The 19256-nt window shown below is 71.4% G+C and carries 20 protein-coding genes; 16 read left to right on the top strand and 4 right to left on the bottom strand.

The window, feature by feature from the left end; translation table 11 throughout:
• The first annotated feature begins 1 nt into the window (after position 1).
• The 4 genes from DEI86_RS13010 (at position 2) to DEI86_RS12995 (ending at position 5121) form a co-directional block, all read left to right on the top strand.
• A complete protein-coding gene (locus DEI86_RS13010; RefSeq protein ID WP_111011489.1) occupies positions 2-955 on the top strand; it encodes a carbohydrate ABC transporter permease in 954 nt (317 codons plus the stop codon).
• 135 nt (positions 956-1090) lie between these two features.
• The gene (locus tag DEI86_RS13005; RefSeq protein WP_111049808.1) at positions 1091-3307 is read left to right on the top strand and encodes an NADP-dependent isocitrate dehydrogenase; all 2217 of its coding nucleotides are present in this window, start codon (positions 1091-1093) and stop codon (positions 3305-3307) included.
• A gap of 34 nt (positions 3308-3341) precedes the next feature.
• A complete protein-coding gene (locus tag DEI86_RS13000) occupies positions 3342-3974 on the top strand; it encodes a UdgX family uracil-DNA binding protein (protein WP_111011491.1) in 633 nt (210 codons plus the stop codon).
• Positions 3975-4002: 28 nt separating this feature from the next.
• The gene (locus DEI86_RS12995; RefSeq protein ID WP_111049807.1) at positions 4003-5121 is read left to right on the top strand and encodes an FAD-binding oxidoreductase; all 1119 of its coding nucleotides are present in this window, start codon (positions 4003-4005) and stop codon (positions 5119-5121) included.
• A 76-nt stretch (positions 5122-5197) separates the two neighbouring features.
• On the opposite strand, the gene DEI86_RS12990 is transcribed toward DEI86_RS12995, so the two are convergent.
• Positions 5198-5629, bottom strand: coding sequence for a hypothetical protein (locus DEI86_RS12990; RefSeq protein ID WP_111049806.1), 432 nt, complete (start codon positions 5627-5629; stop codon positions 5198-5200).
• Positions 5630-5735: 106 nt separating this feature from the next.
• Between DEI86_RS12990 and DEI86_RS12985 the strand changes: the two genes are divergently transcribed.
• The 5 genes from DEI86_RS12985 (at position 5736) to DEI86_RS12965 (ending at position 10123) form a co-directional block, all read left to right on the top strand.
• Positions 5736-6605, top strand: coding sequence for an aminoglycoside phosphotransferase family protein (locus DEI86_RS12985; RefSeq protein ID WP_111011494.1), 870 nt, complete (start codon positions 5736-5738; stop codon positions 6603-6605).
• A 145-nt stretch (positions 6606-6750) separates the two neighbouring features.
• Entirely contained in the window at positions 6751-7374 is a 624-nt protein-coding gene (locus DEI86_RS12980; protein ID WP_111027749.1) for a hypothetical protein, read from the top strand.
• Between the two features lie 92 nt (positions 7375-7466).
• Complete coding sequence (locus DEI86_RS12975; protein ID WP_111014205.1) at positions 7467-8162, top strand: ABC transporter ATP-binding protein; 696 nt, start codon at positions 7467-7469, stop codon at positions 8160-8162.
• A complete protein-coding gene (locus DEI86_RS12970; RefSeq protein ID WP_111049805.1) occupies positions 8159-9436 on the top strand; it encodes an ABC transporter permease in 1278 nt (425 codons plus the stop codon). Before DEI86_RS12975 ends, DEI86_RS12970 begins: the two co-directional genes overlap by 4 nt.
• Positions 9437-9529: 93 nt before the next feature.
• Positions 9530-10123, top strand: a complete 594-nt coding sequence (locus DEI86_RS12965) for a hypothetical protein (protein WP_111049804.1) — start codon at positions 9530-9532, stop codon at positions 10121-10123.
• A 90-nt stretch (positions 10124-10213) separates the two neighbouring features.
• On the opposite strand, the gene DEI86_RS12960 is transcribed toward DEI86_RS12965, so the two are convergent.
• On the bottom strand, positions 10214-10456 hold the full coding sequence (locus DEI86_RS12960; RefSeq protein WP_111011499.1) for a DUF6458 family protein: 243 nt from the start codon (positions 10454-10456) through the stop codon (positions 10214-10216).
• Positions 10457-10666: 210 nt separating this feature from the next.
• Here DEI86_RS12960 and DEI86_RS12955 point away from each other — a divergent pair, with 210 nt between their 5' ends.
• From DEI86_RS12955 to DEI86_RS12940, 4 genes are read left to right on the top strand one after another with little or no spacing between them, the layout of a single operon-like run.
• Positions 10667-12142 carry an NAD(P)/FAD-dependent oxidoreductase gene (locus tag DEI86_RS12955; RefSeq protein ID WP_258368776.1) on the top strand — a complete coding sequence of 492 codons (1476 nt, stop codon included), beginning with the start codon at positions 10667-10669 and terminating at the stop codon, positions 12140-12142.
• Between the two features lie 13 nt (positions 12143-12155).
• Complete coding sequence (locus DEI86_RS12950) at positions 12156-12620, top strand: SRPBCC family protein (protein ID WP_111011501.1); 465 nt, start codon at positions 12156-12158, stop codon at positions 12618-12620.
• Between the two features lie 53 nt (positions 12621-12673).
• On the top strand, positions 12674-13459 hold the full coding sequence (locus DEI86_RS16735; protein ID WP_111037391.1) for a helix-turn-helix transcriptional regulator: 786 nt from the start codon (positions 12674-12676) through the stop codon (positions 13457-13459).
• Positions 13456-14166 carry a GAF and ANTAR domain-containing protein gene (locus DEI86_RS12940; protein WP_111037390.1) on the top strand — a complete coding sequence of 237 codons (711 nt, stop codon included), beginning with the start codon at positions 13456-13458 and terminating at the stop codon, positions 14164-14166. The genes DEI86_RS16735 and DEI86_RS12940 overlap by 4 nt, the downstream gene beginning before the upstream one ends.
• A 90-nt stretch (positions 14167-14256) precedes the next feature.
• Here the strand turns inward: DEI86_RS12940 and DEI86_RS12935 are convergent, their stop codons facing one another.
• Together DEI86_RS12935 and DEI86_RS12930 are read right to left on the bottom strand one after the other, a co-directional pair.
• Positions 14257-15075 carry a shikimate 5-dehydrogenase gene (locus DEI86_RS12935; RefSeq protein WP_111049800.1) on the bottom strand — a complete coding sequence of 273 codons (819 nt, stop codon included), beginning with the start codon at positions 15073-15075 and terminating at the stop codon, positions 14257-14259.
• Positions 15076-15115: 40 nt separating this feature from the next.
• Positions 15116-15607, bottom strand: a complete 492-nt coding sequence (locus DEI86_RS12930; protein WP_181435236.1) for a GNAT family N-acetyltransferase — start codon at positions 15605-15607, stop codon at positions 15116-15118.
• Positions 15608-15766: 159 nt separating this feature from the next.
• Between DEI86_RS12930 and DEI86_RS12925 the strand changes: the two genes are divergently transcribed.
• The 3 genes from DEI86_RS12925 to DEI86_RS12915 all read left to right on the top strand — a co-directional run bounded on the left by DEI86_RS12925 (position 15767) and on the right by DEI86_RS12915 (position 19244).
• Positions 15767-17317, top strand: coding sequence for an ABC transporter substrate-binding protein (locus tag DEI86_RS12925; RefSeq protein WP_111027743.1), 1551 nt, complete (start codon positions 15767-15769; stop codon positions 17315-17317).
• Positions 17318-17403: 86 nt separating this feature from the next.
• Entirely contained in the window at positions 17404-18363 is a 960-nt protein-coding gene (locus tag DEI86_RS12920; protein WP_111027858.1) for an ABC transporter permease, read from the top strand.
• Positions 18360-19244, top strand: a complete 885-nt coding sequence (locus tag DEI86_RS12915) for an ABC transporter permease (RefSeq protein ID WP_111011507.1) — start codon at positions 18360-18362, stop codon at positions 19242-19244. Before DEI86_RS12920 ends, DEI86_RS12915 begins: the two co-directional genes overlap by 4 nt.
• Positions 19245-19256: the final 12 nt, after the last annotated feature.

Raw genomic sequence — 19256 nt, 5'->3', positions numbered from 1 at the left:
CATGAGCACGACGAGCACCAGCCGAGCCGCGGGCCTCGCCCTCGCACCCGAGATCGCCCCGGACGTCGTCCCCGGACGCCGCGGCGGTCGACACCACCAGGGGAGCGTCGCCCACCCCCGCGACACCCGGGTGAAGCGCACGCTGTACGTCATCGCCGGGGTCGGGTCCGCCCTGGTCTTCGGGGTCCCCCTGCTGTGGGCGATCCTCCGGGCGTTCCAACCGGAGACGGTGATCACGGCCCCGCCGACGTGGTCGACCTTCTTCCACCTCGAGATGGCGAACTTCCGGACGATCCTCGGGCCGGGGTCGCACCTGCTCCAGGGCCTCGTGAACTCGCTCGTCGTCGCGATCTCGGCGTCGGTCCTGACGGCCGTGATCGCGACCCTCGCCGGCTACGGCTTCGCGCGGTTCCGGTTCCCCGGCGCCAAGTGGGTGTTCGGCCTCATCCTGCTGACGATGATGGTGCCGTTCCAGGCGATCCTCACCCCGCTGTACCTCGAGCTCAACGCCATGAAGCTCACGAACTCGCTGTTCGGGCTCGTGCTCTTCTACGTCACGGTGAACCTGCCGTTCGGCGTGTTCGTGATGCGCAACGCGTTCGAGGCGATCCCCACCGAGCTCGAGGACTCGGCGTTCGTCGACGGCGCCTCCCGGACCCGGCTCATCCTGTCGGTGCTCCGGCCGCTCCTCATGCCCGGCGCGGCGACCGCGGCGCTGTACACGTTCCTCGTCTCGTGGACCGAGTTCCTCGGTGCACTGACGTTCCTGACCAAGGACTCGCTGTACACGCTGCCGGTCGCGCTGCTCAACCTGCAGACCGGGGCGTACGGACAGGTCGACTACGGCTCGCTCGCCGCGGGTGCCGTCGTCGCGATGATCCCCTGCATCGCCCTGTACATCGGGCTGCAGCGGTTCTACGTCGCCGGCCTGTCGTCGGGCGCGATCAAGGGGTGACGCCGCGGCCGGGAGGCACCGCTCCGGTCGCCGACGTCGGTGACCGGTGGCGTGCCTCCCGGCCGCCGGACCGGGGGTACCTTGATGTCGAGACACCGCGACAGGGCGGGCACGAACGAGGGAGTCGACGCCGGCATGGCCCAGATCATCTACACGCTGACCGACGAGTCCCCGCGGATGGCGACGGCGTCGCTGCTGCCCGTCGTCCAGGCGTTCGCCGGGGTCGCGGGTATCGACGTCACGACCCGCGACATCTCCCTCGCCGGACGCATCCTCGCCCAGTTCCCGGAGCGTCTCACCGCCGAGCAGCGGGTGCCCGACGCGCTCGCCGAGCTCGGGGCCCTGGCCGACCGCCCCGAGGCGAACATCGTCAAGCTGCCGAACATCTCGGCGTCCGTCCCACAGCTCAAGGCCGCGATCCGCGAGCTCCGCGAGCAGGGCCACGACCTGCCGGAGTACCCGGACGCACCGACGACCGACGAGGAGCGCGACGTCCGCGCCCGGTACGACAAGGTCAAGGGCAGTGCCGTGAACCCCGTGCTGCGCCAGGGGAACTCCGACCGCCGGGCACCCGCGTCCGTCAAGCAGTACGCCCGCAACCACCCGCACAGCATGGGTGCCTGGAGCCCCGAGTCCGCCACCGAGGTCGCGACGATGTCCAGCGGGGACTTCCGGTCGAACGAGCAGAGCGTCGTCGTGCCCGCGGCCGACAGCCTCCGCATCGTGTTCACCGCGGACGACGGCTCCGAGCAGGTCCTGCGGGACGCCGTGCGCGTCACCCCGGGCGAGGTCGTCGACGCCACGGTCATGCACGTCGCGGACCTCCGGGCGTTCCTCGCCGACCAGGTGGACCGAGCGCAGGAGGCAGGGGTCCTGTTCTCCGTGCACCTCAAGGCGACCATGATGAAGGTCTCGGACCCCATCGTCTTCGGCGAGGTCGTCCGGGTGTTCTTCGCCGACGTGTTCGACCGGTACGACGACGCGCTCGCGGCCGCGGGCCTCCGCGCCGACGACGGCCTGGCGGCGCTGTTCGCCGGGCTCGAGCAGCTGCCGGACGGCGCGGAGATCCGCGCCGCGTTCGACGCCGCGCTCGCCGCGGGGCCGGCGCTCGCCATGGTCGACAGCGCGAAGGGCATCACGAACCTGCACGTGCCGAGCGACGTCATCGTCGACGCCTCGATGCCCGCGATGATCCGTGCGTCGGGCCACATGTGGGGTCCGGACGGCGAGCCCCACGACACCCTCGCGGTGATCCCCGACTCGAGCTACGCGGGTGTCTACGCGGCGACCATCGAGGACTGCAAGACGAACGGCGCGCTCGACCCCGCGATCATGGGGTCGGTGCCGAACGTCGGGCTCATGGCGATGGCGGCCGAGGAGTACGGGTCCCACGACAAGACGTTCCGGATCCCGACCGACGGTGTCGTGCGGGTCCTCGACGGCTCGGGCGCGACGCTGCTCGAACACCCGGTCGGGACCGGGGACATCTGGCGGGCCTGCCAGACGAAGGACGCCGCGATCCGTGACTGGGTCGGTCTCGCCGTCACCCGCGCGCGAGCGACCGGCACCCCGGCGGTCTTCTGGCTCGACGACACCCGGGCGCACGACCGCGTCCTCATCGACCTCGTCCACCGGTACCTCGCCGACCACGACACCGAGGGGCTGCGGATCGAGGTGATGTCCCCGGTCGACGCCACCCGGTTCTCGCTCGAGCGCATCCGCCGCGGCGAGGACACGATCTCGGTCACCGGCAACGTGCTCCGCGACTACCTGACGGACCTGTTCCCGATCCTCGAGGTCGGCACCTCCGCCAAGATGCTGTCGGTCGTGCCCCTGCTCGCGGGTGGTGGCCTGTTCGAGACGGGTGCCGGCGGCTCCGCCCCCAAGCTCCTGCAGCAGCTCCTGACCGAGGGGTTCCTGAGCTGGGACAGCCTCGGCGAGTTCCTGGCGCTCGCGGTCGCCTTCGAGCAGTTCGCAGCCGTCGCCCAGGAGCCCCGCGCGCAGGTCCTCGCGGACACGCTCGACCGCGCCACCGGCCGGTTCCTCGAGGAGAACCGATCGCCCGGACAGGTCGTGGGCGAGCTCGACACCCGGGGCAGCCACTTCTACCTCGCGGCGTACTGGGCGGACGAGCTCGCGCGGCAGACCGACGATCCCGCCCTCGCCGAGGCGTTCACCGCCCTCGCCGCGACCCTCCGCGACCAGGAGTCCGTGATCGTGGCGGAGCTCGCCGCGGTGCAGGGCCGACCGTCGGACCTCGGCGGGTACTACCGGCCCGACCCGGACGCCGCCGCCGCGGTCATGCGCCCGTCGGCGACGTTCACCGCCGCCGTCGACGCGCTCGTCGGCTGACCGACACGGTGCGCGGCGGGTGCAGGCTCGGACCATGACCGACGTCGAACGTCCCGGCGCCCAGGAGTGGGTGCCCGAGCACCCCGACCTGACCGCGCTCCGTGCGGCCGCCCCCGCGTGCCACGGATGTGAGCTCCATCGGGAGGGCACACAGGTGGTGTTCTCCGCAGGGAGTGCGGACGCCCGGATCATGCTGGTCGGGGAGCAGCCCGGCGACCAGGAGGACCGTGCGGGGGAACCGTTCGTCGGGCCGGCCGGGCGCTTGCTCGCGAGTGCGGTCGAGCGCGCCGGGATCGACCGGAGCACCGTGTACGTCACGAACGCGGTGAAGCACTTTCACCACGAGCAGCGGGGGAAGCGCCGGATCCACCAGAAGCCGTCGGTGGCGCACGTCGTCGCGTGTCACCCGTGGCTCGAGGCCGAACTCGCCGTGGTGCGCCCCGAGGTGGTCGTCGCACTCGGGGCGACCGCGGCGCGATCCGTGCTCGGCCGCAGCGTGACCATCGGACGCGAGCGCGGACGCCTCCAGGAACTCGACGACGGCTCGCGCCTCCTCGTGACCACCCATCCGTCGGCCCTGCTCCGCATGCCCGACGAGGACGCCCGCCACGCTGCGTTCGACGAGCTCGTCGCCGACCTCCGGACCGCTGCAGGGGCGCTGCGGTGAGCGCGCCGTCGCTCCCCGGGATGCCGTGATGCGTGCCACGTCCGTGGTCGTGGTCGGCGGCGGGGTGCTCGGCGCCTCGACGGCCGCGCACCTCGTCCGCCTCGGCGCCGCCGTCACGCTCGTCACGGAGGCCGGTCCCGCGTCCGGCGCGTCCGGTCGCTCCCTGTCCTGGCTCAACTCGGCGGGAGCGCGGAGCGACGCGTACCACCGGCTGCGCACGATCGGGATCGACCGCTACCGCACCGTCCAGCAGCGGCTGGACCGCCACGACGTCGTGCGGTTCGACGGCGGCCTGACCTGGGCCGCTCCCGGAGAGTCGTACCGGGAGCGTCACGAGCACGAGCTCCGCATCGGTTACGACTCCGTGTGGATGTCGCGCGAGGACGTCGCCCGGCACGTGCCCGGAGTCGATCCGGCGGCCGTGCATCCGGAAGGCGCCGTCCTCAACCCCGGCGAGGGGTGGGTCGACCTCGCGCTCCTCGTCGACCACCTGCTCGCCGAGGTCGTGGCCGCGGGCGGAACGGTGCGCACCGGAGCCGGACGGAGCCTCCCGACCGTCCGCGACGGCCGGGTGACCGGCGTCACCACGGCGAGTGGAGAGCACCTCCCGGCCGACGCCGTCGTGCTCGCGACCGGTCCCTCCGTGCCGCGGGACCTCGCCACGCTCGGCGTCACCATGCCCGACCAGACCCCGATCGCACTCCTCGTCCGGAGCGAACCCGTCGCGACGCCGCTCCGCGTGGTGCTCAACACACCCCGGGTCGCGGTGCGCCCGGCACCCGGCGGCTCCCTCGTGTTCGACGCCGGCTGGAGTGAGCGCGAGGTCCGCGTGCTCGATGACGGCCGGTACGACGTGCGGGACTCGACCGTCGCGGGGTTGGTGGCCGAGGCGCGCGCCGTCCTGGCCGGGCATCCCGTGCTCACCGTCGCCGGCGTCGGGGTGGGCCCCAAGCCGATCCCTGCCGACGGCGACCCGGTGGCCGGTGCCGTCGACGGCATCACGGGCCTGCACGTGCTCTTCACCCACAGCGGCGCCACGCTCGGCCTCGTGCTCGGTGAACTCACCGCCTGGGAGGTCGTGCACGACGCCGCGCATCCGTTGCTCGCGGACTTCCGCCCCTCGCGGTTCGTGACCGCTGGGGGATGACGGGCGTCGGTGCCGTGGGTGTCGGCGGCGGCGAGGCCCGCGTGGCCGCCGGCGACGAGTTCTGCGTGGCCGCAGGTCAGCGGCGCGGGCGGGGCGTCCCCAGCAGCGCCGTGAGGAGCAGCCACACGAGCAGGCCCGCGCCCGTGAGCACCGCGCCGAGGGCCACGAGCGTCCAGTAGCCGCTGAGCACGGTCTGCGGCTGCGTGATCGCCGACGGCCACCAGTCGCTCAGACCCGCGATCTGCGCCGGGAACGGGTCGAGGCCGAACAGCGCCAGGCCGGCGAGCAGCAGCAGCACGCCGACCAGGGCGACGGCACCCCGTCGGTACGTCCGGAAGCCCCGGACCGTGGCGGCGACCACCCCGAGGATCCCGACGACGGCGAGCCCGAACGCGATCTGCGGGACGGGCGTCACGGCGAGGGTGAACCATGCGACGACGGCGTACGGCACGACGAGCAGCCCGCCCGCACGCGCCCACTGCTTCGGACGGCGCCATTCCTCGTACACCCGGGGCACCGTAGCGGGCGTGCCAGGACGGTCGCTGGGACCGTGCCCGCAGGGTGCTGCCGGTGCTCCCGATGCCCGGGAACCGGAGCGCGGCTAGCATCGTCCGGTGCACGTGCCAGACGCCGAGATCGACGTGGACGAGGCACTGGTGCGACGACTCCTGCTCGACCAGCACCCCGATCTCGCCGGCCTGCCGCTGCGACCCCTCGCCGAGGGTTGGGACAACGTCGTGCTGCGGCTCGGCGACGAGCTGCTCGTCCGGGTGCCGCGGCGCGAGGCCGCCGCGCACCTCGTCGAGCACGAGCAGCGGTGGCTCCCCGGCATCGCCGCGCGCGTCCGACACGTCGTCGCCGTGCCCGAGCCCGTGCGCATCGGTCGGCCGTCCGCGGTGTTCCCCTGGTCGTGGACGGTCACCCGGTGGGTGGCCGGTCGCCCGGCTGGAGCGTCGACGGACCTCCCCCGCGACGCACCGGAGACGCTCGCCGCGTTCCTCCGAGCCCTGCACGTCACGGCGCCGGAGGACGCGCCGCACAACCCAGTGCGCGGTGGCCCGCTCAGCGGACGCACGACGGCGGTGGCGCGACGACTGCGGTCGGGACGCATCCCGCGCACCGCCGACCTGGAGCGTTCGTGGACGCAGGTCGCCGCCGCCCCCGCCTGGCAGGGGCCGGCGCTCTGGCTCCACGGCGATCTGCACCCGTTCAACATCGTGGTCGACGACCATGCGCTCGTCGCGGTGGTGGACTTCGGTGACCTGACCGCAGGGGATCCGGCCACCGACCTCGCGACGGCATGGCTCACGTTCGGCCGGGAGGCCCGGCAGCGATTCCGCGCTGCCCTCGCGCCCGACGACGACACGTGGACGCGCGCCCGCGGGTGGGCGATGTCGATCGCGACCGCGCTCGCCGCCTCGCCCGACGGCTCGGACCAACGGGCCGCAGGGCTCCGTGCGCTCGAGGCCGTGCTCGACGACTGACGCCGTGCCGGACCCTCGCGAGCCCGGGCCGGACCGACCCGGAGCCGTGCCGGACCACCGCGGGAAACGGGGGTATCGCCCTCCGAGGAGAACGGGACTACCGTGACCCCACACCGTTCCGTGCCACCGATCCGGAGGGACCGTCATGACCCTCGAGTTCCGCGTCCAGCACGACGTCGACAGCGACGCCTCTCCTGTCCGGGAGACCACCACGCCCCGCCGCTCGGGACTCTTCGGTTGGGTCGATCGACACCACGAACGGCGTGCAGCCGCCCGGGGCCGACGCGTGGCCGCCCAGCTCGCGGAACTCGCGTCGCTCGAGCACCTGTTGTCCGACGCTCGTGACGTCGTGGACCACGGCTGGATCCAGCATGCGTGGTTCGCGTACCTGGACGACCGGGGCCGCACGCGCAAGGCGTCGAGCGCCGCGGCGCTCGACGTCGCCGGTCGACCGCTCGTCGGGGCGTGCCTCGTGGGCGCGGTCGTGTACGCCGCGGGCGGGCCGCACGCCGTCCACTCGCAGCCGGTCCAACGTGCGCTCGACCTCGTCTGGCACGCGCTCGCCGTCGAGGAGGGCGCCCCCGTCATGTGGTGCCCCGCCCCCGACGTCCGGATGGGCCGCGTCCGCGACCTGACGAGCTGGAACGACGCGCCGTCACGCACTGCCACCGATGTCGCCTCCTTGCTGTTGACCGCCGAGCGGGTCGCCGTCCATGAGTCCGATCGGATCGTGGCACGGGCCGCAGCGCGCGAGGCGGTCCCGGCCTGACGCTGGGGAGGACAGCGCGCGTCCACATGCCGTTGACATCGCACCCAGCAGGTTCGCACCCGGGCCGGGCAGGGCGCCGCTAGCGTTGCGGCATGCCCACTCCCGTGCTCGAGGCCCGCGGCCTCACCCGCACCTACGGCCGCGGTGACGCCCGCTTCGACGCGCTCAAGGGGGTGTCGCTCGCGGTGGACCGGGGCGAGAGCCTCGCGATCGTCGGCAAGAGCGGCTCCGGCAAGTCGACCCTCATGCACCTGCTCGCCCTGCTCGACCGGCCGACGAGCGGTCAGGTGCTCCTCGACGGTCAGGACGCGGCGCGCCTGTCCGCGCGCCAGGTGAACCGGACGCGCAACGACACCTTCGGGTTCGTGTTCCAGCAGTTCTTCCTGACACCCCGGACGAGCGTCCTCGACAACGTCGTGCTGCCGCTGACGATCGCCGGGGTGTCGTCGCGCGATCGCCGCCGCCGCGGGATGGAGGCGCTCGACGCGCTGGGCCTCGCCGACAAGGCACGGAACGACGCCAACGACCTGTCCGGCGGGCAGAAGCAGCGGGTCGTCATCGCCCGCGCGCTGGTCAACGAACCCGCGGTGATCTTCGCGGACGAGCCCACGGGCAACCTCGACACCACGACCGGTGAGCTCGTCGAGGCCATGCTGTTCGGACTGCAGCGGGAACGGGGGATCACGCTCGTCGTCGTCACCCACGACCCCGAACTCGCCGCGCGGTGCGATCGCAGCGTGAACGTCCGCGACGGTCTGATCGTCGACACCACGGAGGCCGCCGCGTGAACCTCGTCGACCTCCTGCGCACCGCGATCGGGAACACGTTCCGGTCCAAGCTCCGCACCACCCTCACGGTGATCGCGATCTTCATCGGCGCGTTCACGATCACCCTGACCTCGGCGATCGGCACGGGGGTGTCGTCCTACATCGACACGCAGGTCGCATCGATCGGCACCACCGACTCGCTCACCGTCACCAAGGCCGCGACGACGTCGAGCTCGGACGACGGGCCGGCCAAGTACGACCCGTCCGAGTCGGGACAGACCTCGCAGCGCGGCCCGGCGTCGGTGTCGTACCTCAGCCCGACGGACATCAGCGCGATCCGGCGGACCACGGGCATCGCGTCGGTGCAGCCGGCCGTGGCGCTGTCACCGAAGTGGCTCGAGTACGGCGACCACGGCAAGTACGTCGTCGGCATCGCCGGCGACGCGGACGCGATCGACGCTGACCTCGCCGCAGGACGCCAGCTGTCGTCGACGTCGTCCGAGCGTCAGCTCCTGCTCCCGACGAACGACCTCAAGGCCCTCGGCCTGGGGAGCGCGCGCAACGCCGTCGGCACGACCGTCACGATCGGCATCGACGACTACCTCGGGCAGGAGCACCAGGTCCGGGCGACGGTCGTCGGTGTGCAGAACGAGTCGCTCTTCGGCGGTGGTGCGGGTGCGAACGCGGCGTTGACCGAGGCGCTCCGCACCGCCCAGGAGACCGCGAAGCCGACCGCGGTCTCGACGGGCTACGCCTCCGCGACGGCGACGGTGGCGTCGGGCGCCGATGTCGCCAAGGTCAAGTCCCGCCTGTCGGCGGCGGGCTACACGGGACAGACCATCGCCGACCAGCTCGGGCAGTTCGAGACGGTCATCAACGGCATCGTCGGCGTCCTCAACGCCTTCGCCGTGATCGCGCTCATCGCCGCCGGGTTCGGGATCATCAACACGCTGCTCATGAGCGTGCAGGAGCGCACCCGCGAGATCGGCCTCATGAAGGCCATGGGCATGGGTGGCGGTCGGGTGTACACGCTGTTCAGCCTCGAGGCCGTGTTCATCGGGTTCCTCGGCAGCGCGATCGGCGCGGGGGTCGCGATCCTGCTCGGCACCGGGATCTCGAACCTCCTGGCCCGCACGGTGCTCAAGGACCTCCCCGGCCTGCACCTGTTGCAGTTCGCGCCCGGCTCGGTCGCGACGATCATCATCGTCGTGATGCTCATCGCGTTCCTCGCGGGCACGTTGCCGGCCCGTCGGGCTGCTCGGCAGAATCCGATCGAGGCCCTGCGGTACGAGTGACGAGCAGCCGCCGTCGAGCGCCCTCCCGACCGCGGCTCGGTATCGTCGAGGACGGTCGCTCCGCGCGGGCGACCACGACGGGGCGGGAGGACGATGGTGGCGGTCTTCGGCAAGCGACCGAAGCACGAGGACGTGCGTGAACGGCCGGTCGACCCCGACGAGCTGCGCCGGTCGGTCGACGAGGGCATGCTCATCGCCCGGTCCGCGATCGTCATCGCCGTCGCGAACCGCATCATCCTCAGCGCACTGCAGCAACACGAGTCGTTCGACGCCCGCGTGGTCGCCGAGGTTGCGCGCGAGGAACTCCGTCGGTTCGCCGCGGAGCAGCGCGAGGACGCCGAGCGGATGCGCGAGATCCGAGCGGTCGCGCAGAACGCGCGGGGGCGGTCCCGCCACCAACACGACTACAAGCGCGGGGACGACCTGAAACTCCGCACACGCGAGGCGACCTACACCGAGCTGGCGGAGCGGCTCGAGGCGAGCAGCGAGGATCCGTCCTTCGTGGACGCCATCGTCATCGCCGCGCGGCAGCGGGCCTGGGACGACATCGGTTCGACCGTCATCGGGCGGCTCGGATGGGCGGCGGGTCCTGCTGACGACTACGAGGTCGGGCTCGAGGACCGCCTGCAGGAGCTCGCGGCGGACATCGATGCACTCCGGCCCGGACACCCGCCCGCGTCGGACTGACCGGGCCCGGGCCGATCCGGCGACGCGGTTGGACCGATCCGGTGGCGCGGTTCGACGGCGGACCGCTGCCGCGCTTCCGGTGCCCCGGCGTCAGGCGCGGTAGTCGTCCCGGCGCTCGATGCGGTTGCCGTCGGCGTCGTAGCCGGTGCGGGTCGTCGAGGTCGAGCTCGATCCGCGCAGGCCGACGACCAGACTGATCACGAGCAGGATCACGCCGGCCACCATGAGGATGTAACCGATCATGCTCAGGTTGAACCAGGCGACCTGCACGTTGACGGCGAACGCGAGGATCGCGCCGATCACGAGCAGTGCGATGGCGGTGCCGATGCGCATGGGGTGCTCTGCCTTCCTCGAGGGACGCCGACGGTTCCGTCCGGCTCCCGGGACGCTACACCGATGGCTCCCGTGCCGCCCGCGACCGGCAGGGCCGGCCGACCAGCCGTCGAGTCGACACAGGTCGAGTCGACGCAGTTCGACCTGTGGAGGGGGACGCCATCCACGACGTCGCCTCGCTGTGGGCGCGCGACGAGCCGGACCCGTAGCGTGGGGGTCCAGACGAAGGGAGCGCTCGTGGTCGATGCGGTCGTGGTCGGTGCCGGACCGAACGGGCTGGCCGCAGCCGTGACCCTCGCGCGCGCCGGACTCGCCGTCACCGTGTACGAGCGGAACGACACGATCGGCGGGGGTGCGCGGACCAAGGAACTCACCGAGCCGGGGTTCCTCCACGACGTCTGCTCGGCCGTGCACCCGATGGCGCTCCAGTCCGAGTTCTTCCGTCGATTCGGCATGGAGGACCGGATCGAGCTCCGCCTGCCTGAGGTCCAGTTCGGACATCCCCTCGACGCCGGTCGTGCCGGGCTCGCGTACCGGGACATCGACCGGACGGCTGACGGACTCGGGATCGACGGCCGCGCGTACCGCGACCTCATGGGTCCGCTCGCGCGTCACGCCGACGAGGTCTCCGACTTCGCGACGAACGCGCTGCTGCACGTGCCGCGCCACCCGGTGACGGTCCTGCGCTTCGGGCTGCGTGCCCTCGAGCAGGGCACCGCACTGTGGAACCGCCGGTTCCAGGACATCGTGGCGCCCGCGATGATCACCGGCGTCGCCTCGCACTCGATCCAGCGGATGCCGTCGCTCGCCACGGCCGCGGCCGCGTTGTCGCTCGGTGTCTACGCGCACGCCAGGGGGTGGCCGGTACCGATCGGGGGGAGCCAGGCGATCGTGGACGCGCTGGCGGCCGACCTCGTCGCGCATGGCGGGACGATCGAGGTCGACACCGAGGTCCAGCGCATCGAGGACCTCCCCGACGCCCGCGCCGTGCTGTTCGACACGAGCGCGCAGGGCATGCGTCGGATCGCCGGGTCGCGCCTCCCGTCCTCCTACCAGCGAGCGCTGCGGCGCTTCCGGTTCGGCAACGCGGCCGCCAAGGTCGACTTCGCACTGTCCGACCCCGTGCCGTGGACGAACCCCGGCCTCCGGAAGGCGGGCACCGTCCACATCGGCGGAACCCGCGCCGAGATCGCCGCCGCCGAGCGCGCGGTGTCCCAAGGCCGCCGCCACGACCACCCGTACGTGCTCGGGTCGGAACCGACGGTGGTCGACCCGAGTCGCGCGCCCGAGGGCAAGCACGTGTTCTGGGCCTACGCGCACGTGCCGGCGGGTTCCCAGCACGACGAGACCGAGGCCATCATCCGGCAGATCGAGCGCTTCGCCCCGGGGTTCCGGGACACGATCATCGCCAGCTCCAGCCGGACGGCGGTCGAGATGGAGCAGTACAACCCGAACTACGTCGGCGGCGACATCGCCGCGGGTGCGGCCACCTTCGGGCAACTCGTCCGGCGCCCCACGCTGTCGCCCGATCCCTGGCGCACACCGGCCGACGGCGTGTACCTGTGTTCCGAGTCCGCCGCTCCCGGTCCCGGCGTCCACGGCATGGCCGGCTGGCACGCCGCACGGAGCGCCCTGCGGCACACGTTCCACCTGTCCGAGGACGTCGATCTGTCCCCTCGGCCCTGAGAAGGAGGTCCCCATGGCCCGCAACGTCCGAGTCTTCGAATGCCCGCCGGAGGCCGTGTTCGACGTGTTCCGCGACGGCTGGTTGTTCCCGGTCTGGGTGGTGGGGGCCTCCCGGATGCGTGCGCTCGACCGCAGCTGGCCGGCGGAGGGTGCCCGGATCCACCACTCGTTCGGCTCCTGGCCGTTCCTCATCGACGACACGACGTCCATGCTCGAGTGGGATCCGCCGTACCGCATGCGCATCCAGGCGCGCGGTTGGCCGCTCGGGGAGGCCCAGGTCGAGTTGACCGTCGAACCGCACCGCCGCGGGTGCAAGGTGACGATCCGCGAGAACCCGAGCAAGGGTCCCGGCACCCTCGTACCGGGCTTCGTGATGCAGCCGATGCTGTTCCTCCGGAACATCGAGACCCTGCGTCGGCTCGGTCTCGTGGCGGTCGGCCGATGGGCGCTTCGGACCGGCGCTGAGCCCGGGGCCTGAGTGCGGCGGTCAACCCGAGTGTCCGCACCGGACGCACGCAATACGGTTGCACGATGGGGTCGAACAGCGAGGATCTCGGATCGGGATCCGGTTCGGTCGTGCTGTCGCGCCCGGTCCGTGCAGCGATCCGGTTCATCCGCGAGAACGCGCGCTCGCACATCCGCCTGCAGGACATCGCCGCAGCGTCGGTCCTGACCCCGCGCGGCCTGCAGGCAGCGTTCCAGCGCGAGGTCGACGTGTCGCCGATGGAGTACCTGCGCAGCGTCCGGCTCGAGGGCGTGCACCGTGACCTCCGGAACGCCGAGCCGGGTCAGCGGTTGACCGTCGCCGAGGTCGCCCGGCGCTGGCGGTTCAGCAACGTGGGCCGCATGGCGACCGCGTACCGCTCGGTGTACGGCATCGCGCCGAGCACGACGCTCCGCTTCCTGTCCGGCGAGGACATGGACGGCCGTACCGCTCCCGTGGACGTGGCCGGTGTCGCGCGTGAGGACCGGCCCCATTTCCGTCTCGTGCTCGACTGCGAGGTCGAGATCGACGACGCCGACGTGATGCGCGCCAGCATCGACGAACAGCTCGACCAGGGCCAGCGCGCATGGCCGGGCTACCGGCCCTCGGGCGGCGTCGACGACCTGGTCGCGTTCGTGCTCGGCCGTGCGCTCCGCCGAGCGGCCTCCGACGTCGAGGGCATCACGTTACGTTCCGTGAACCCCATGGTCCGTGTTCCCGACCCGCAGGGTGACTACCCGTCGGCGGAGCTCCCCTCGTGGGCCGGCGCGGCTCCCGACGAGCACCTCGACGGCGACCACGAGGCGAGCGACCCGCTGGAGGAGACCGCATGAGTGGCGAGTTCGAGCGAACCCTCAGCGCACTCCGGTCCGGGCGTGTACGGGACGCGGACCTCAGCGTCCCGTTCGTGCGGCTGCTCCCCGTCCGAGGGTGCTCCGTCTCGTCGTTCGGGGTCCCGTTCGGCAACGAGACCATCTCGGCGTCGGACATCACGGCGTCCCGGATCGACGAGATCCAGTTCGACCTGCACGAGGGCCCCTGCTGGGAGGCGATCCGGCGTGCGCAGCCGGTCCTCGAGGACGACATCCGACACCGCGCCTCGCGGTCGTGGCCAGCGTTCACCGAAGCAGTCCGGCACGAGGCCGTCGGCGCGCTGTTCGCGTTCCCCGTCATGTTCGGACCGCTCCGACTCGGTGCGGTGGACCTGTACGCGCCGGAGCCGACCCCCCTCGAGCCGGAGCAGGTCGAGCAGGCGAGCCTGCTCTCCACCGCGGTGGGCCGGCGGATCCTCCAGCGGTCCATCGCGTCGATCGGCGTCGGCGGGGCGGTGCTCGACCGCGCTCCGTCCTCGCGCCGGATGGTCCACCAGGCGACGGGCGTCGTGCTGGCGCAGCTCGACATCACCGCGGAGGACGCCTACCTGCTCCTCCAGGGGCACGCCTTCGCGCGACGCCGACCGACGCGCGAGATCGCCGAGGACGTCCTCAGCGGGAAACTCCGTTTCGAGCGCCGCGGCGGACTCATCGAGGAGTCGGAGTGAACGCGGATCAGCGCCGGGGCGTGGCGGACTCCGCGCGGGACCGCGCGGTGGCGTCGCCCCGCGTCCGCTGGGACGGGCCTCCGCCGGCGGTCACTCCGCGCGGCTGAAGGCCGACGCGCGCGCCACCTGGTCCGCGGTCACGGCGACGCCCGTGTACCGCTCGAACTGCCGGGCGGCCTGGAGCGCGATCACCTCGGAGCCCGTGATGAGGTGCCTCCCGGCGACACGGGCGGCGGCGACGAGTGGTGTCTCCGCCGGGAAAGCCACGACGTCGACGACCGTGTGCGCGTCGGCGATGCGCTCCTCGGGGAACGCGAGCTCGTCGGCGGCGTCGCCGTGCATGCCGATCGGCGTGACGTTCACGAGGACGTCGGCGTGTCCGGCCCCGGCGCCGTCGGCGAGCCATCGGTAGCCGTACCGCTCCGCCAGTGCGGTGCCCGTGTCCCGGTTCCGTGCCACGACGGTGAGGTCGTCGAACCCCCTGCCGCGGAACGCCGCGACGACCGCCTTCGCCATCCCACCGGACCCGCGGAGCAGGACCGAGGAGCGGGGGTCCACGCCGTGGTCGGCGAGCAGGGCGGCGACCGCCTCGTGGTCGGTGTTCGACGCCGTCAGCACGCCGTCGTCGTTGACGACGGTGTTGACGGAGTCGATCGCGGCCGCGGACGGTTCGAGCGTGTCGACGAGCGGGATGATCGCCTCCTTGTACGGCATGGACACCGAGCACCCGCGGATGCCGAGCGCGCGGATGCCGCGGACCGCGCCCTCGAGATCGGTCGTCGTGAACGCCTTGTACACGAAGTCGAGGCCGAGCTCGTCGTAGAGGAAGTTGTGGAAGCGGGTCCCGATGTTGCTCGGGCGACCGGCGAGCGACATGCACACCTGCATGTCCTTGTGGAGGATCGGCATGGCCCCAGCATGCCCGGCGGAACGAGGGCGCGGGGACCGGTCAGGAAGCCAGGGTGCGGGCCAGGCGCAGGTACTCCGGGTGCTCCGGATCGCGCTCGGTGGGGCGGAAGCCGACGCGCGCGTAGGCCCGCAGCGCGGGTTCGTTGCCCGGGACGACGAACAGGGCGACCTCCTCCATGCCGATCGACCGGGCCGCGTCGAGGGCGAGCTCGAGCATCGGGGTCGACAGGCCCCGGCCGCGCTGCCCGGGTGCCAGGGCGATCCGAGCCAGGCGCCCCGTGGTCGGGGTGACGAGCGCGGTCTCGACGTGGCCGAGCACGGCGTCGGGGGCCTCGACGGCGGTGACGGTCCATGCCTGGCGACTCGGATCGTCGATCGAGGCGAGGAGCGCGGCCGCGGTGTACGGCCAGGGCGCACCCGTCCCGGCGAACGCGGAGGCCTGCTCCGGGGTCGTGAACCAGGTCACGACGACGGCGGCGTCGGCGGGCGTGAACGGGCGGAGCGCGAGGACGGGTTGCGGCGGTGCGGTCATCTCGGACATCGTCTTACAAACGTAACAAATCGGAAAAGAACTGCCCTTACTGTAATCATCACTACGGATCGCGCCGCCTCCGGACGGCACCGGTCCTCCCCGCACCGCTCCCGAGTCCGAAGACCGGCGTCGTCCGACGTCGGGGAAGTGAAGAGGCACATGAAGCAACGCACCCGCGTCGCGGTCGCCGCCGTCGCCGCCGCAGCGGCGGTCGTCGTCGCCGTCGGCACCGGCGGCGCCACCGCGTCCGCAGCCACCACGAAGGGCGGCACGCTGACGATCGCCCGGTCCGCCGACATCATCTCGATGGACAACACGACCACGTTCGACAACAACTCCATCCACGTGCAGCAGCAGATCATGGAGCCGCTGTTCAACGTCAGCGCGAACGGCAAGAAGCTCACCCCGTGGCTCGCCAAGAGCTACTCGATCTCGTCGGACAAGCTCGACTACACGATCCACCTCCGCAAGGGCGTCGAGTTCTCGAACGGTGACCCGGTCACGGCCAAGGACGTCAAGTTCTCGCTCGACGCGGACACCGCCACGGGCTCGAGCGGCTGGGGGTACATCAACGCCGCGATCGACAACGTCACGGCCGTCGACGACGCGACCATCGACATCCACCTCAAGCACGCATGGGCCCCGCTCATCGCCGACCTGTCGCTGTTCAGCAACGCGATCGTCCCCGACAACTACGGCGGCGAGACGAAGGCGGAGTTCTACACGCACCCGGTCGGCACCGGCCCGTACAAGTGGAGCTCGTGGAAGAAGGGCCAGTCGCTGACCCTCGTCAAGAACACGCACTACTGGCAGAAGGGCAAGCCGCACCTGAACAAGATCGTGTTCACGGTGGTCCCCGACGCGAACACCCGGAAGCTGCAGCTGCAGGGCGGTCAGATCGACATCGACGACACGCCGGACTGGTCGAGCCTGTCCTCGCTCGCGAGCGCGTCGGGCGTGACCGCCAAGACGTTCAAGTCGACGCAGATCGACTACATCGCCTTCAACGAGAAGCGCAAGCCGTTCGACGACGTGCACATCCGGCGCGCTATCGCCTACGCCATCGACCGCAAGGCCATGGTCAAGGCGATCCTGTTCGGGCACGGGTCGGTCGCGAACTCGCTGCTCTCCCCGGGGACGCCGTACTACGACAAGAACGCCCACGGCCCGACGTACAACGTGAAGAAGGCCAAGGCCGAACTCAAGCAGTCGTCGCAGCCGAGTGGCTTCACGACGACGCTGCTCATCCGCTCCGGTGACCCGAACGAGACGTCGATCGCGCAGATCATGCAGTCCGAGCTCAAGAAGATCGGCATCACCATGAAGATCAAGCAGCTCGACCCGACCGCGAACAAGCAGGCTCGGCTCGCGGGCGACTTCGACATGGCGTGGTCCGCGTGGACGATGGACATCCCGGATCCCGACGAGTGGACCTCGTTCGCGGTCGACCCCAACGGTGGCTCGAACTCGGCGTTCACGAACTACGACAACGCCGCGGTGGTCAAGCTCAACAGCCAGGCCCAGCAGTCGGTCGTGTCGAGCAAGCGCAAGGCGCTGTACGCCCAGCTGCAGCAGCAGACCGGCGACGACGCGTTCCTCGCGTACCTGTACTACTCGCCGTACGTCTACGGGATCTCGGACAAGGTGTCCGGATTCCACGTGACGCCCCTCGGGAACTTCCAGCTCGAGAACGTCAAGAAGCAGTCCTGACGGACTGACCGACGGCCGGGAGGGACGGGTCGTGCCCGACCCGTCCCTCCCATCCATCACCACCCGCCCCCTGCGGAAGGCACCCCATGCTCCACCGCCTGCGCTTCATCCCCGGACGCCTCATCCAGGCGATCCCGGTCGCGTTCGGCGTGACGATCATCGTCTTCTTCCTGTCGCACCTCCTGCCCGGGAACGCCGCACTCGCGCTCCTCGGCGAGCGCGCGACGAAGGCGAGCGTCGCCGCCCTGACCCAGCAGCTCGGCCTCGACCAGCCGCTGTGGAAGCAGTACTTCCTGTTCCTCGGGCAGATCCTGCACGGGAACCTCGGCACGAGCCTCACGTACCAGCTCCCCGTCACGCAGCTCGTCATGCAGGCCGTGCCCGTGACGCTCTCGCTGCTCGGCCTCGCACTCCTCATGGCGCTCGCGATCAGCATCCCGCTCGCGTCGTTGGCGGCCTCGCGGCCCAACGGCGGCCGTGACCTCGCTGCCCGCGCGGTCACCCTGCTCGGGCAGGGCATGCCGCAGTTCTGGGTCGGCATCATGCTCATCCTGCTGCTCGCGGTCGACGTCAAGGCGTTCCCGGTGGGTGGCTACGGCAACGGCGCCGGCGGTCACCTGTACTCCCTGTTCCTCCCCGCGCTGACGCTCGCGATCGCGATGTCGCCGACGATCATCCGGAGCCTCCGCTCGTCGATGATCGGCGTGCTCGAGTCGGAGTACGTCGGCACCGCCAAGTCGAAGGGCGCGTACGGGGTCCCGCTCTTCCGCGACCACGTGATCCGCAACGCGGCGATCCCGACGGTGTCGATCATCGGCGTCAACCTCGGGTACCTCGTCGGCGGATCGCTCGTCATCGAGAAGGTGTTCGCGCTCCCCGGCCTCGGGTCGCTCATGGTGAACGCGATCTTCGCCCGTGACTTCCCGACGATCCAGGGCGTCACGCTCTTCGTCGCCATCTTCGTCGTCGTGGTCGGGATCCTGACCGACGTCGTCTACACGATGCTCGACCCCCGGGTCGACCTGGCCGGAGGGAACGCCGCATGACCACCCCCACGGCGACGTTGGTCGGCTTCAAGAACCGGCGCCGCGCCTCCCGGACACGCTCGCTCAAGGCCTGGTACCGGAACGGCTCGCTCATGGCGGGCATCGTCATCGTCGGGCTGCTCGTGGTGGTGGCGGTCGCCGCGCCCGTCATCGCGCCCTACGACCCCGTCAAGCAGCACCTGGAGGCGGCGCTCGAGTCGCCGAGTTCGGCGCACTGGCTCGGGACCGACAAGTACGGCCGTGACGTCCTGTCCCGCCTCATCTGGGGCGCGCGGGTCGACCTGCGGGTCGGGTTCCTCGCGGTGCTCATCCCGTTCGTCGTCGGCAGCGTCGTCGGCGCGATCGCCGGGTACGTGGGCGGCATCGTCGACACGATCCTCATGCGCATCGTCGACGTGTTCTTCGCGTTCCCCTTCTACGTCATGGTCATCGTGCTGGTGTTCGTCCTCGGGGCGGGCGAGGCGAGCATCTACCTGGCGATCGCCGCCGTGTCGTGGGTGTCCTACGCCAAGATCGTCCGCGGCGAGGTCCTGGTGGCCAAGCAGCAGGACTACGTCGTCGCGGCCCGACTCGGGGGCATGTCCCACGTGCGGCTGCTCGTCCGGCACATCGCCCCGAACGTCATGACGCAGGCGATCATCTACGCGATGAGCGACATCGTCATGGACATCATGGCGATCGTCACGCTCGGGTACCTCGGCCTCGGCATCGAACCGCCGACCGCCGAGTGGGGCTCGATGATCGTCGACGGCCAGGAGTTCATCACGACCCAGTGGCAGCAGACGACGATCCCCGGGCTCGTCGTGGTCGTCACGAGCCTCGGCCTGTCCTGGCTCGGCGACGGCATCAGCGACCTGCTCAGCCCGGACCGGAGGCGCTGACATGGAGGGACG

The organism is Curtobacterium sp. MCBD17_028 (assembly GCF_003234875.1).
In the GTDB taxonomy this organism is placed as follows: Bacteria; Actinomycetota; Actinomycetes; order Actinomycetales; family Microbacteriaceae; genus Curtobacterium.
The sequence above is the reverse complement of the archived record's forward strand: the minus strand, read 5'-3'. Positions and strand labels throughout refer to the sequence as shown.

What these genes read in the sequence shown, in the direction of transcription:
- DEI86_RS12920 (WP_111027858.1), top strand. Translation starts at nt 17,404, where the DNA reads ATGCTCCACCGCCTGCGCTTCATCCCCGGACGCCTCATCCAGGCGATC.
- DEI86_RS12930 (WP_181435236.1), bottom strand. Translation starts at nt 15,607, where the DNA reads ATGACCGCACCGCCGCAACCCGTCCTCGCGCTCCGCCCGTTCACGCCC.
- DEI86_RS12915 (WP_111011507.1), top strand. Translation starts at nt 18,360, where the DNA reads ATGACCACCCCCACGGCGACGTTGGTCGGCTTCAAGAACCGGCGCCGC.
- DEI86_RS12935 (WP_111049800.1), bottom strand. Translation starts at nt 15,075, where the DNA reads ATGCCGATCCTCCACAAGGACATGCAGGTGTGCATGTCGCTCGCCGGT.
- DEI86_RS16735 (WP_111037391.1), top strand. Translation starts at nt 12,674, where the DNA reads ATGGGGTCGAACAGCGAGGATCTCGGATCGGGATCCGGTTCGGTCGTG.
- DEI86_RS12950 (WP_111011501.1), top strand. Translation starts at nt 12,156, where the DNA reads ATGGCCCGCAACGTCCGAGTCTTCGAATGCCCGCCGGAGGCCGTGTTC.
- DEI86_RS12940 (WP_111037390.1), top strand. Translation starts at nt 13,456, where the DNA reads ATGAGTGGCGAGTTCGAGCGAACCCTCAGCGCACTCCGGTCCGGGCGT.
- DEI86_RS12925 (WP_111027743.1), top strand. Translation starts at nt 15,767, where the DNA reads ATGAAGCAACGCACCCGCGTCGCGGTCGCCGCCGTCGCCGCCGCAGCG.
- DEI86_RS13010 (WP_111011489.1), top strand. Translation starts at nt 2, where the DNA reads ATGAGCACGACGAGCACCAGCCGAGCCGCGGGCCTCGCCCTCGCACCC.
- DEI86_RS12975 (WP_111014205.1), top strand. Translation starts at nt 7,467, where the DNA reads ATGCCCACTCCCGTGCTCGAGGCCCGCGGCCTCACCCGCACCTACGGC.
- DEI86_RS12960 (WP_111011499.1), bottom strand. Translation starts at nt 10,456, where the DNA reads ATGCGCATCGGCACCGCCATCGCACTGCTCGTGATCGGCGCGATCCTC.
- DEI86_RS12995 (WP_111049807.1), top strand. Translation starts at nt 4,003, where the DNA reads ATGCGTGCCACGTCCGTGGTCGTGGTCGGCGGCGGGGTGCTCGGCGCC.
- DEI86_RS12980 (WP_111027749.1), top strand. Translation starts at nt 6,751, where the DNA reads ATGACCCTCGAGTTCCGCGTCCAGCACGACGTCGACAGCGACGCCTCT.
- DEI86_RS13005 (WP_111049808.1), top strand. Translation starts at nt 1,091, where the DNA reads ATGGCCCAGATCATCTACACGCTGACCGACGAGTCCCCGCGGATGGCG.
- DEI86_RS12965 (WP_111049804.1), top strand. Translation starts at nt 9,530, where the DNA reads ATGGTGGCGGTCTTCGGCAAGCGACCGAAGCACGAGGACGTGCGTGAA.
- DEI86_RS13000 (WP_111011491.1), top strand. Translation starts at nt 3,342, where the DNA reads ATGACCGACGTCGAACGTCCCGGCGCCCAGGAGTGGGTGCCCGAGCAC.